This is a genomic window from Kitasatospora sp. NPDC058063, from assembly GCF_042885395.1.
GTDB classification, from domain to species: domain Bacteria; phylum Actinomycetota; class Actinomycetes; order Streptomycetales; family Streptomycetaceae; genus Kitasatospora; species Kitasatospora lactacystinica.
On sequence record NZ_JBHVSD010000028.1, the window covers coordinates 1 to 11869 of the forward strand.

11 protein-coding genes are annotated in these 11869 nt (G+C 74.2%); 4 read left to right on the top strand and 7 right to left on the bottom strand.

The features are described from left to right. Window positions 1–147: 147 nt before the first annotated feature. From pcp to ACFVUY_RS35415, 5 genes are all read right to left on the bottom strand, one after another. Window positions 148–831 carry a pyroglutamyl-peptidase I gene (pcp, locus tag ACFVUY_RS35395; protein WP_380636312.1) on the bottom strand — a complete coding sequence of 228 codons (684 nt, stop codon included), beginning with the start codon at window positions 829–831 and terminating at the stop codon, window positions 148–150. 154 nt (window positions 832–985) lie between these two features. Beyond that, a complete protein-coding gene (locus tag ACFVUY_RS35400) occupies window positions 986–2179 on the bottom strand; it encodes an alpha-hydroxy-acid oxidizing protein (RefSeq protein WP_387736353.1) in 1194 nt (397 codons plus the stop codon). A 184-nt stretch (window positions 2180–2363) separates the two neighbouring features. Continuing rightward, window positions 2364–3578 carry an MFS transporter gene (locus ACFVUY_RS35405; protein ID WP_387736354.1) on the bottom strand — a complete coding sequence of 405 codons (1215 nt, stop codon included), beginning with the start codon at window positions 3576–3578 and terminating at the stop codon, window positions 2364–2366. A gap of 84 nt (window positions 3579–3662) precedes the next feature. Beyond that, a complete protein-coding gene (locus ACFVUY_RS35410) occupies window positions 3663–4442 on the bottom strand; it encodes a MerR family transcriptional regulator (protein WP_387736355.1) in 780 nt (259 codons plus the stop codon). A 60-nt stretch (window positions 4443–4502) separates the two neighbouring features. Beyond that, window positions 4503–5417: an alpha/beta fold hydrolase gene (locus ACFVUY_RS35415; protein WP_387736356.1), complete on the bottom strand. Its 915-nt coding sequence runs from the start codon at window positions 5415–5417 to the stop codon at window positions 4503–4505. Between the two features lie 273 nt (window positions 5418–5690). On the opposite strand from ACFVUY_RS35415, the gene ACFVUY_RS35420 reads away from it, so the two are divergent. The 4 genes from ACFVUY_RS35420 to ACFVUY_RS35435 all read left to right on the top strand — a co-directional run bounded on the left by ACFVUY_RS35420 (window position 5691) and on the right by ACFVUY_RS35435 (window position 9616). Beyond that, window positions 5691–7115, top strand: coding sequence for a DUF2079 domain-containing protein (locus ACFVUY_RS35420; protein WP_387736357.1), 1425 nt, complete (start codon window positions 5691–5693; stop codon window positions 7113–7115). A gap of 98 nt (window positions 7116–7213) precedes the next feature. Continuing rightward, a complete protein-coding gene (locus ACFVUY_RS35425; RefSeq protein WP_387736358.1) occupies window positions 7214–7666 on the top strand; it encodes a GntR family transcriptional regulator in 453 nt (150 codons plus the stop codon). Window positions 7667–7709: 43 nt separating this feature from the next. Next, window positions 7710–8624, top strand: coding sequence for an ABC transporter ATP-binding protein (locus ACFVUY_RS35430; protein ID WP_387693468.1), 915 nt, complete (start codon window positions 7710–7712; stop codon window positions 8622–8624). Next, entirely contained in the window at window positions 8621–9616 is a 996-nt protein-coding gene (locus ACFVUY_RS35435; RefSeq protein ID WP_387736359.1) for a hypothetical protein, read from the top strand. Before ACFVUY_RS35430 ends, ACFVUY_RS35435 begins: the two co-directional genes overlap by 4 nt. A gap of 190 nt (window positions 9617–9806) precedes the next feature. On the opposite strand, the gene ACFVUY_RS35440 is transcribed toward ACFVUY_RS35435, so the two are convergent. Next, window positions 9807–10463, bottom strand: a complete 657-nt coding sequence (locus tag ACFVUY_RS35440; protein WP_387736360.1) for a response regulator — start codon at window positions 10461–10463, stop codon at window positions 9807–9809. Next, window positions 10451–11800: a sensor domain-containing protein gene (locus ACFVUY_RS35445; RefSeq protein ID WP_387736361.1), complete on the bottom strand. Its 1350-nt coding sequence runs from the start codon at window positions 11798–11800 to the stop codon at window positions 10451–10453. The genes ACFVUY_RS35440 and ACFVUY_RS35445 overlap by 13 nt, the downstream gene beginning before the upstream one ends. Window positions 11801–11869 lie beyond the last annotated feature (69 nt).

The following is an 11869-nucleotide window of genomic DNA, read 5'->3' on the forward strand; positions in this document are numbered from 1 at the left end:
GCGCCGATGGTACTGCAGGGGGGACCCTGTGGGAGAGTAGGACGCCGCCGAACAATTCTTCAGAAGAACCCCCATCCGGGATCCGGATGGGGGTTCTTCGCATTTCCGGAAGTTTCCGGAAGTCTCCGGAACCCAGTTTCCGGGGAATCAGTTGCTCCGGCGGGACAGCCAGCTTCGTCGGCGCGGTGCCGCCACCGTGCCGACGGGCGGCAGGTGCAGGGTGGCCACGGCGCTGCGGATCAGGATGCGGACCCCCTCGGCGGCCGTCTCGGCCGACATCGAGGCGCTCTGCTCCCGGCCGGAGGCCTGGCTCGGCAGGTACGGAAGGCGCGCGAACCCGCCGCGCAGCTCCGGGCGTTCGGTGGCGATCAGGTGCGCCAGCCCGTAGAAGACGTGGTTGCAGAGGTGGGTGCCGGCGGTGTGGGAGACGGTGGCCGGGATCCCGGCCTGCTGGACCGCCTCCACACAGGCCTTCACCGGCAGGGAGGAGAAGTACGCGGCCGGGCCGTCCGGCACGACCGGCTGGTCGAGCGGCTGGTGGCCCTTCCGGTCGGCTGTCCGGACGGCGTCGTCGAGGTTGATCGCCACCCGCTCGACCGTGAGGTCCGGCCGGTTGCCGCCCTGGCCGGTGGCGATGACCAGGTCCGGCTCGAACCGGGCCACCGCCCGGCGCAGTTCGGCGATCGAGTCGCCGAACGCCCAGGGCAGCCCGGCGAACTCAAGGGCCACCCCGGCCGGCGGACCGGCGGCGACCAGCCGGCCCGCCTCCAGGGACGAGTTCAGGGGATCGCGGCCGAACGGTTCGAAGGCGGTCAGCAGGACGCGGATGATGGCGGACCTCCGAGCGTGCGGGAACGTACGGACCCGATTTGTGCCGTTCGAGCGTAGGGCCGTCCCGAATGTCCCGGCAAGCCCCGCCGCTTTCCGGTGGACACGATGACCTGATTCCTCGTCGCGACCTGACCTCTCGTGACCTGAATTCTCGTCATGTGCGGCGCAGTGCGCCGTCCGCGCGGAGGGAGGCGAGGGTGGGATAGCCGTCGACGGCCATCAGGAGGTCGGCCTCGGCGAGCAGGGAGCGCAGTACGTGGATGATGCCGTCGGTGCCCTCCAGGGCCAGGCCGTAGGCGTAGGGGCGGCCGATTCCGACGGCGGTGGCGCCGAGGGCGAGGGCCTTGACGACGTCGGTGCCGGTGCGGACGCCGGAGTCGAAGAGGACGGGCAGGCCGTCGGCGGCTTCGACGACGTCGGGGAGGGTGTCGAGGGCGGCGAGTCCGCCGTTGGCCTGGCGGCCGCCGTGGTTGGAGCAGTAGATGCCGTCGACGCCGCCGTCCCTGGCGCGGCGGACGTCCTCGGGGTGGCAGATGCCCTTGAGGATGATGGGCAGGTCGGTGAGGGAGCGCAGCCAGGGCAGGTCGTCCCAGGTCAGCGGGTTGCCGAAGACGCCGGCCCACTCCAGGACGGCCGCCTGCGGGTCCTCCTCGGGGGTCTTGGCGAGGCGGGCGCGGAACACCGGGTCGGAGGTGTAGTTGGCCAGGCAGTGGCCGCGCAGCTGGGGGAAGTTGGCGGTCGCCAGGTCGCGGGGGCGCCAGCCGGTGACCCAGGTGTCCAGGGTGACGACGATGCCCCGGTAGCCGGCGGCCTCGGCGCGGTGGACCAGGCTCTCGGCGAGCGCCCGGTCGGTGGGGGTGTAGAGCTGGAAGAAGCCGGGGGTGTCGCCGAACTTGGCGGCCACCCGCTCCAGCGGATCGACGGTCAGGGTGGAGGCGACCATCGGCACACCGGTCCGGGCGGCCGCGCGGGCGGTGGCCAGGTCCCCGTGACCGTCCTGGGCGCACAGGCCGATCACCCCGATCGGAGCCATGAACAGCGGGGTCGGCAGCCGCATCCCGAACAGGTCCACCGAGAGGTCCCGTGCGCGCGCGCCGACCATCATCCGCGGCACCAGGCCCCACCGGCCGAAGGCGGCGACGTTCGCCCGCTGGGTGGACTCGTCGCCGGCCCCGCCCGCCACGTAGGAGAGCACGGAGGGCGCCAGCGCCGTGCTCGCACGCGCCTCCAGTTCGGCGAAGGCCATCGGCATCGTCGGCAGCACGCCGCCGAGCCCGCGCAGGTAGATCTCGCTCTGGTAGTCGCCGAACCGCCCCTGGAACGCCGGATCCGTCCGCTGGCTGTCCATCCGTCGGCCGTCCTCTCGTCCTCGGCCGCCCGGGACCGTCCCGGCCGGCGGTGCCGTCCGCGGCTCCGTCGTACGGGACGGACGGGCTGACGGCACCCCGGCATTCTCACTGCGGACGGAGCGGACGGCCAGGGTCCGGCCGGGGGTGTGTCACCGCGTCGGCCGTCTTACGGCGTCGGCCGTCTCACCGCGTCGGTTCGGGACGGACCCGGTGGCCGTGCCGCCACACGGCGGCCGCGGCGAGCAGGGCGACCGTCCCGCCGAGCAGCATGACTGTGCCCGGGGAGGAGTGGTCCACCGCCAGGCCGCCGGCCAGCGCGCCGATCGAGAAGGCGGCCTGGAACGCCGAGGTGAAGACCACGCCGGCACCCTCCGGGGCGTGCGGGGCCGCGGCGAGGAACCAGCTGAGCGCGCAGACCGGGACGGCCCCGTAGGCCGTGCCCCAGAGCGCCAGCAGGACGGCGGCGCCCGGACCGCCGGTGCCCAGCAGCGGCAGCAGCAGCGCCGCGGCGGCGAGCAGGACGGCCGTCGTGCCGAACACCGGACGCAGTGCCCCGGCCGCCCGGCCCCCGGCCAGGACGTTGCCGAGCAGTCCGGCGGCGCCGTAGAGGAGCAGCAGGGCGGTGATCAGGCCGGGGCCGGCGTGGGTGGTGCCGGCGAGGAAGGGCGTGACGTAGGTGTAGCTGCCGAAGTGGGCCGGCACGATCAGGAAGGTCACCAGAATGCCGGTCCGGGTGCCCCGGCCGGCCAGCAGACCGCGCAGCACTCCCAGCCCGGTGACGGTCAGCGGGGGCAGCGGCGGCAGGGACCGCAGGAGGGCGGCCAGGGCGAGGAGGGTCAGTGCGGCCATCGCGAGGAAGGCCGTCCGCCAGCCGGCCAGGGAGGCGAGGAACACCCCCGCCGGGACGCCGAGCACCGAGCCGAGCGGGACGGCGGAGAAGATCACCGTGTTGGCCCGGGCCCGCCGGTGCTCCGGGACGAGGCGCGGGGCGAGCCCCGAACCGATCGACCAGAACGCCCCGATGACCAGGCCGAGGACGATCCGGGCGGCCAGCACCGCCCAGTAGGCGGGGGCGAGGGCGCTGAGCAGGTCCGCCAGGGTCAGCACCAGCAGCAGCGCGCAGAGCATGGTCCGCCGGTCCGCGCGCCGGGTCATGACGGTCACCAGGGGCGCGGCCACCGCGGCGACGATGCCCGGCAGGGTCATCATCAGCCCGGCCGTGCCGTCGGAGATCCGGAAGGTGGCGCCGATCGGGGTCAGCAGGCCGATCGGGAGGATCTCGGTGGTGACGATGGAGAACACGCCGGTCGTCACGGCGAGGACGGCGAGGGTGCCGCCGTCCCGGGGGCGCGGGCCCGGGGCGGTCGGGGCTGGATGGAGGGTGGTGCCGGTCGGCATGCCGGAGGTCCCGTCGCTGGGTGGTGGGTTCGTGACCCGAAGTCCAGCAGTACGAACGGGGGTTGGGCTGGCGTGAATCCGACGTCAACGCTTCCGTGCCGGGTCCGCGGCCCGGCCTTCCTCGGCGGCGGGGGGTTCCTCGGCGATGCGGCGCTGCTTGGCGCGGTGGGCGAGCACGCCGAGGATGCGCTGCCAGGTCGGCGAGGCCTCGGCGAGCCGGGAGAAGATCACCGCCTGCTTGCCGGGCCGGCTGCTGTCCCGCCCGTGGGCGGCCTCCCAGGCGTCCAGGTCGTCGATCAGCCGGTCCACACGGGGGTCGTCCGGTTCCCAGTCGAGCGACTGGTCGCAGAGCAGGAACAACCGCATCGTCTCGGCGTCGCCGAAGCTGGCGTTCTTCTCCCGGATGCCCCGGCGCATGGCCTCCGGGTCCAGGGCCTGGTGCAGGATCCAGGTGTCCCGTTCGAGCAGCACCGACCGCTCGCTGACCCCGAGCGCGCGCATCCGGTCCAGGATGGCGACCACCTCGGGCGGCAGCGCGAGCCGCTCGCCGCTCGCGAGGTCGGCGATCCGGCGGCGGTGCTCGGCGAGTTGGTCGATCCGGTGCCGCAGTTCGGCGTCGAGGTCGGTGATGGCGGCGGCGAACTCCTCCGGCTGCGCGTGCAGCAGCGCGTCGATCCGGGCCAGCGGCACCCCGGCGTCGGCGAGCGTCCTGATCCGGATGAGGTCCACCGCGGCCTGGGCGCTGTACCGGCGGTAGCCGGAGCGGTCGCGCTCGGGCTCGGGCAGCAGCCCGACCTGGTGGTAGTGGCGGACGGTGCGCACGGTCACGCCCGTGGTCGCGGCGAGTTGACCGATCGTCAGCACCGTCCGGCTCCGGTTCCGTTGTTGAGGCTTCGTGGCTGTGGCCGTGGCCGTGGCCGAAGTCTAGGCGCGGCCCGCCCGGTCCACGACATCGCGGATCGCCTGGACCACGACATCGGTCCGCTCGAAGACGAACTGGCTGTGGCCGGTGTCGGCGAGGAGGCGCTGCTCGCCGTTCGAGACCCTGGCCACCATGTCCGCGTACAGCCGCGTCTTGCCGTCGTGCATCGCCTGGAGGAGCTCCTCCGACATCAGCGCCTGCTGGCCGGGGTCGACGCCCAGCGGGGTGAGCGCGATCAGCGGGACGTCGGGGAGGTCCGCCCCGGCCCGCAGTTCGACGGCCAGCTCGGGCATCGAGGCGCGTTCGGCGATGCCGGCGTGGATCCAGCGCTCGCTCACGTGGTACTCGGTCACCGCGTCGCGGACGTCCGCCGGGTAGTCCACGAGCAGTTCCTCGCACAGCTGCCGGATGGCGGGGAGCGCCTGCCGCAGCTGCTCCTCGGTGGGCGACAGGCGCTGGGTGGCGGCCAGGCTCGCCTCGGCGGGCATGTAGTCGTCCCAGTCCCGGTGGAAGGCGTCCAGCCAGACCAGTCCGGCCACGTCCTGCGGGTACCGCTGGGTGAACCCGTGGGCGTACGCGCCGCCGAGCGAGTGCGCGACCAGGACGTACGGGCCGGGAACGCCCTGGGCACGCAGCAGTTCGCGCAGTTCGGCCGCGACCTCGGCGGCGGTGCGGGGCAGTGCGGCCTCGTCGCTGAAGCCGGTGCCGCCGCGGTCGTACACCACGGCGGTGGTGAACTGCGCGACCCCCTGCTGGACACCGAAGTAGTCCAGGCCGATGGCGCTGGCGCCGGGCAGGAGGACGACTGCGGGCCCGCCCGTGCCCTGGCGGTGCAGGTAGAGGTGGCGGCCGTCGACCTCCTGGAAACCGCCGACCGGGGGGTGGAGCGGGGCGGTGGAAGTGCTCTCGTTCGTCATGCGGCAAGCCTCCAACCCTGACGCAGCGTCAAGGTCAAGCGTTCGTCGCGGGAGCCTTCGGGACCTTCGGGTGCTCGGGTGCTCGGGTGCTCGGGTGCTCGGGCGCGGAGTGAGCCGGATCGGGGGTTCGGCGGGCAGCCCGAAGGCCCGGTCGGCGTCGGCCGGCCGGGTTTGACGGCGGGTCCGCCTTCCACCACCCTTCCACTAATCAAATAGTGAAAGGGTACTTTGCCGATGCCCGCTTCCGTCTCCCCACCGCGAACCCTGCTCCCCATGCCCTCCGCGCCCTCCGCCCGGTTCGCGACCCTGGTGGCCCTGCTCGCCCGCCGCCCCGCCGCGCTCGCCTGGGGCATGGCGGCCGGGTTCGCCGCGCTCTACATCTGCGTCGCCGTCAACCGGCACCGGCGCGGCCTCACCAAGGCCTACGACCTGGGCATCTTCGAGCAGGCCGTCCGGGCGTACGCCCACGGGCAGGCGCCGATCGTGCCGCTCAAGGGGCCCGGCTACCACCTGCTCGGGGATCACTTCCACCCGCTGATCGCCGTCCTCGCCCCCGCCTACCGGGCCTTCCCGAGCGCGCTCACCCTGGTCGTCGCCCAGGCGCTGCTGATGGCGCTGGCCGTCGTCCCGCTGACCCGCTGGGCCCACGAGGTGGCCGGGGCGAGGGCGGCACTGGTCGTCGGCTGCGCCACCGGGGCTTCCTGGGGGATCGTCCGGGCGGCGGCAGACGACTTCCACGAGATCGCCTTCGCCGTCCCGCTGCTCGCCTTCGCCGCCACCGCCCTCGGCCGGCGCCGGCCGCTCGCCGCCGCGCTCTGGTCGCTGCCGCTGCTGCTGGTCAAGGAGGACCTGGGGCTGACGGTCGCCGCCGTCGGCGTCCTGATCGCCTGGCAGGCCCGGCGGGAGCGCCGCCGCAGTCCGTTGCCCGGGCTCGCCCTCGCCGTTGTCGGCCTCGCCGCGACCGTGCTCACCGTGCTCGTCGTGCTGCCGGCCTTCAACCCGAGCGGGGGCTTCGACTACTGGCAGCAGCTGGACGGCGGTGGGCAGGGCGGGCAGGCCTCGCTCCGGGCGCTGCCGCTGCGGCTCGGTTGGCCGCCGGTCAAGTGGCTGCTGCTGTTCCTGCTCGCCGCTACTGCCGGCTTCGCCGGTGTGCGCTCGCCGCTCCTCCTGCTCTGCGTGCCCACCCTCGCCTGGCGGCTGCTCTCGGCCAACCCGCACTACTGGGGCGTCAGTTACCACTACAGCGCGGTGCTGATGCCGATCGCGCTGGCGGCCCTGGTCGACGTCCTGCGGCATTGCGACGCCCGCCGCGTCCGCCGCGCGCTCGCCGTCAGCGCCCTGGTGACCGCCGTGACGCTGCCGCTCTACCCGCTGCACGAGGTGGTGATGCCCGAGGCCTGGCGCACCTCGCCCCGGCTCACCGAGACCCGGGCGATGCTCCACCGGATACCCGACGGCGCCGCCGTGGCAGCCTCCAACCGGCTGGCGGCGCAGCTCACCGGTCGGGCCGAGGTCACCCTGGTCTGCCGGGCGCCGGTGGGCCCCGGACCGCAGTGGGTGGCCGTCGACCTGCGCGACCCGAGCGTGCAGGCCCCGTGCGCCACCGCCGACACCGCCCGGATGCTGGCCCTCTACCGGGAGCGCGGCTACCGTCCGCTGGTCGAGCAGGACGGCCTGCTCCTGCTGCGACGTCCCTGACGGACCTCTGTCGGGACACCCTCCGGGGGTCCGGCTTGACCCGCGTGCCGCCGTGGGCCACTATTCCACTATTGAACTAGTGAAAGGCCGAAACGCCGGTGATCGAGTACCGCATTGAGCGGCGCAGCGGCGTCTCCACGTACCAGCAGATCGTGCAGCAGACCAAGCAGGCCCTGCGACTCGGACTGCTCCAGCCCGGAGACAAACTGCCGACCGCCCGTGAGGTGGTCGAACTGACCGCGATCAACCCGAACACCGTGCTGAAGGCCTATCGCGAACTCGAACGCGAAGGGCTGGTCGAACCCCGCCCGGGTCTCGGCACCTTCGTCCGGCGCTCGCTCGCCCGGCCGGAGGCGGCCGCGGACGGGCCGCTGCGCGCGGACCTGGTCGGGTGGGTGGACCGGGCCCGGGGGGCCGGCCTGGAGCGCGAGGACATCGCCGCGCTGATGGCCTCCGTCCTGGAGCAGCGCTTCGACACCGGGGCCTCCGGCTCCGACACCGGGGCCTCCGGCTCCGACAACAAGGCCTCCGGCTCCGACAGCGGGGTCTGAGGACCCCTCGGCAACATCGAACAGAGAACAGTGGGGGGACCGGGTGGACGACCCGACGACCACGGCGCCCGCGTCGGCGCCGGCCCTGGAGGCCGAAGGCCTCGGCAGGAGGTATCGCGGCGGCTGGGCCCTGCGCGGCTGCGACCTCACCGTCCCGGCCGGGCGGATCTGCGGAGTGGTGGGCCCCAACGGCGCGGGCAAGAGCACCCTGCTCTCCCTCGCCGCCGGCCAACTCGCGCCCACCGAGGGCGGACTGCGGGTGCTGGGCGCCACCGCCGGTGATCCCGGGCTGCGCGCCCGGATCGCCTACGTGCCGCAGGACAAGCCGCTCTACCCGGGCCTCACCGTCGCCGAGACGCTGCGGATGGGCCGCGAGCTCAACCCGGTGTGGGATGAGGACGGAGCCCAACAAATCGTCGACCAGGGCGAGTTGAACCCCGACGCGCGGATCGGCTCGCTCTCCGGCGGCCAGCGCACCCGGGTCTGCCTCGCCCTCGCCCTCGGCAAGCTCCCCGACCTGCTGCTGCTCGACGAGCCGATGGCCGACCTCGACCCGCTCGCCCGGCACCAGCTGATGGGCGCCCTGATGTCGTCCGCCGCCGAGCGCGGCACCAGCATCGTGCTGTCCTCGCACATCCTTCCCGAGCTGGACGGCGTCATCGACCACCTGCTCCTCGTCCAGCGCGGACGCGTCCGGCTGGCCGGCGACCTGGAGGAGATCCTCGACGGGCACCGGCTGCTCACCGGCCCGGCCGCCCAGGAGTCCTCCCTGGCCGCCGAGTCGGTGGTCGAGCAACGCGTCAGCGGCCGTCGGGCCATCGCCCTGGTCCGCACCGACGAGCCGGTGGACGGCGAGTGGGAGAGCGAGCGCCCGAGCCTGGAGGACCTGCTGCTCGGCTACCTCCGCGGACCCGCCGAACCGGCCGACCGCAAGGAACCGAACGAGGTGGCCGCATGAGCACGACCGTCCTGCCCGACCGCACCACCGCTCCCGCGGCCTCCACCAAGCCCGCCCTGCGCGGAATCCTCTGGCTGGTGCTCCGCCAGAACCGGCTCCTCCTCTGGACCCTGGGCATCCTGCTGGTCCTCGCGGTGGCCGACCTCCTGTGGATCCACTTCGCCAGCAGCGGGATCGTCAGCGAACTGCGCCGGACCGACTGCTACTACCCCGAAACCTGGGACCGGCGCGAGTGCTGGAACCGCCTGGAGCCGATCGACCGCCCGAACTTCTGGTACCTCCAGGTCCTCCAGCCCGCCGTCACCGCGGTCCCGCTGCTGACCGGCGTGTTCGTCGGCGCCCCGCTGCTGGCCCAGGAGTACGAGCGCGGCACCATCCGCCTGATCCGGGCCCAGTCCGTCAGCCCGGTCCGCTGGCTGACCGTCCGCCTCGCCGTTCCCGGCCTCGCCGTCCTGGCCGCCGCCGGCGTGCTCGCCTCCCTGATGACCTGGGTGTGGTGGACGGACATCGTGCACGGCCCGGCCGCCTTCGACCCGCCGTTCCAGTTCTTCACCTACCCGGTCCTCGGCCTCGCCCCGATCGCCTGGTCCCTGTTCGCCCTGACCCTCGGCGTCCTGATCGGCCAACTCGTCCGCCGCACCCTGCCCGCGATGTTCCTCACCGGCGCCCTCGTCGCCGCCGCCCACGGCCTCGTCCTCTGGGTCCGCCCCCACTTCTACCCGGCCGTGGAACAGATCGCCGCCGTGGGCACCCCCCAACCCACCAACGCCTGGCTCCTCGGCCGTGGCATCGTCCTGCCCGACGGCACCCACGCCAGCACCGACTCCTGCCTCTTCTCCGCCCGCGCCCCCGGCTGCGACGAGGCCATCGCCTCCTGGGCCCGCTTCCACCCGGCCGACCACCTCGTCCCCATCCAACTCGTCGAGGCCGGCATCCTCCTGGCGCTGACCCTGGCCCTCCTGATCGCCGTCTTCCGCCGCATCCGCGCCTAGCGTCACCGCTCCGTCGAGCGGGCGACGACGACCCACGGCCAGGCCCCGAGTCACCGACTCGGGGCCTGGCCCGTTCTGCCGGCAGCAAGAGGCGGACTCCCGCAGCGCCCGGCGTGGCAGCCTGAGGGACCCCGCAAGGACGCAGTCCGTGCCGGGGGGCGCGTCGAGCGGGGCGCGGGACGGCGGGTGGTCAGTTGTCCGCGAGTGCGCGCAGGTAGGTGAGGACGGCGCGTACCCGGCGGTGTCCGGTGTCGGGGGTGGGCATGCCGAGCTTGCCGAAGATGCTGCCGATGTGCTTGTTCACCGAACTCTCGGCGAGGAAGAGGAGCCGGGCGATGGTCGGGTTGTTGTGGCCCTCGGCCATCAGGGCGAGCACCTCCCGCTCGCGCGCGGTGAGGGCGGCCAGCGGGTCGGGGCCGGTGCGGTGGGCCATCAGCTGGGAGATGACCTCCGGGTCCATCGCGGTGCCGCCCTCGGCGACCCGCCGCAGCGCCTGGAGGAACTCCTCGGCGCGGCCGACCCGGTCCTTGAGCAGGTAGCCGACGCCGGTGGCGCTCTGGGCGAGCAGCTCGGCGGCGTAGGCGCGTTCGACGTACTGGGAGAGGATCAGGACGGGCAGTGCGGGCAGTCGGCGGCGGGCCTCGACGGCGGCGCGCAGTCCCTCGTCGCGGAAGTCCGGCGGCAGCCGGACGTCGACCACGGCGACGTCGGGGCGGTGGTCGAGCAGGGCGGGCAGCAGGTCGTCGCCGTGCTCGACGGTCGCGCACACCTCGTGTCCCTCGCTGTGCAGCAGCAGGACGAGGCCCTCGCGGAGCAGGGCGTTGTCCTCGGCGATCAGGATCCGCACGGGATCTCCACTTCCAGGATGGTCGGGCCCCCGGGCGGGCTGGACAGGCGGGTGGTGCCGTCGAACGCGGCGACCCTGCGGCGCAGGCCGGGCAGGCCGCTTCCGGCGCCCTCGACGGCGCCGCCCCGGCCGTCGTCCTCGACCCGGACGGCGATGGCGGCCGCGGTGATCCGCAGCCGGACCAGGGCGCCGCGGGCTCCGCTGTGCCGGGCGACGTTGGCGAGCGCCTCGGAGACCACGAAGTAGGCCGCGGCCTCGGCGGCGGCCGGTGCGCGCGGTGGCGGGTCGGCCGGAGAAGGGGCGGCCCGGCCGTCCCCGGTGTCCGGTTCGCCCCGGCCGTCCCCGGTGTCCGGTTCGCCCCGGCCGTCCTTGGTGTCCGGCTCGACCCGGGTGGGCACGGCGCAGCGGGCGGCGAGCGACCGGACGGCCTCGGCGAGACCGCGGTCGGCGAGCAGTGGCGGGTGGATGCCGCGCACCAGGGCGCGCAGCGACTCCAGGGCCTGCTCGGCGACGAGTTGGGTGGAGTCCACCAACGCGGCCGCCTGCTCGGGACGTTGGTCCAGCGCGCGGCGGATCATGCCGAGCCGGAGCGAGACGGCCACCAGGTTGGCCTGGGCGCCGTCGTGCAGGTCCCGTTCGATCCGGCGCAGTTCGGCGGCGTGGGCGTCCAGCGCCTCGGACCGGGTGGTGGTCAGCTCCTGGACGCGCCGGGCCAGCGAGGCGCGGGGCTGGGCGACGAGCAGCCGGCGGGAGGCCCGGGCGTGCAGGTCGGCGGCGGGCGCCAGCACGGCCAGGGCGACCACCGCGTAGCCGACCCCGCCGACCGCCGCCGCGACGGCCACCGGCCAGGAGTCGACGGTCAGCAGGATGATGCTCCCGCGCTCGTCCGGCAGGAGCCGCCACCACACCGGCGCCGTCAGCCAGTTGACGGCGTGGCTGCACAGGGTGAGGGCGGCGGCGGACAGGGCCGTCCCGGCGGTGGCGTGGGCGAGCAGCCACACCAGGTCCTTGCGGACGGCCGGGTCGCGCAGGGACGTCCGGTCGCGGTACGGGGTGCGCGGCCGGTCGCCGCCCAGCCGCCGGCCGGCCCGCCGGCGGTGGAACTCGGCGAAGCGGCGCAGCAGTCGCAGGGCCGGCGGCAGGAGCGGCAGGCCCGGGCCGACCGGGCAGAGGGCGAGGACGACGAGCAGCAGGCAGAGTCCGACCAGCGCGGCCGCCCCGGTGCCGAGGCAGAGCAGGAGGTGGCCGGCGGCGGCGGGGGAGCGGCGCACCGCGGAGCGGGCGGCGGACCGGACGGCCGACCGGACCGTGGACGCGGCAATCCTGGGCGCCCGCACGATGGTTCAGTCCTCCGAGCCTCCGAGCCGACTGTTCGATCACCCTAACACCGGCCCTGGAAGCGGCTC

Excerpts from the sequence above, each read along its gene's own strand:
- ACFVUY_RS35415 (WP_387736356.1), bottom strand. The coding sequence starts at position 5,417 with ATGACGAACGAGAGCACTTCCACCGCCCCGCTCCACCCCCCGGTCGGC.
- ACFVUY_RS35420 (WP_387736357.1), top strand. The coding sequence starts at position 5,691 with ATGCCCTCCGCGCCCTCCGCCCGGTTCGCGACCCTGGTGGCCCTGCTC.
- ACFVUY_RS35405 (WP_387736354.1), bottom strand. The coding sequence starts at position 3,578 with ATGCCGACCGGCACCACCCTCCATCCAGCCCCGACCGCCCCGGGCCCG.
- ACFVUY_RS35435 (WP_387736359.1), top strand. The coding sequence starts at position 8,621 with ATGAGCACGACCGTCCTGCCCGACCGCACCACCGCTCCCGCGGCCTCC.
- ACFVUY_RS35400 (WP_387736353.1), bottom strand. The coding sequence starts at position 2,179 with ATGGACAGCCAGCGGACGGATCCGGCGTTCCAGGGGCGGTTCGGCGAC.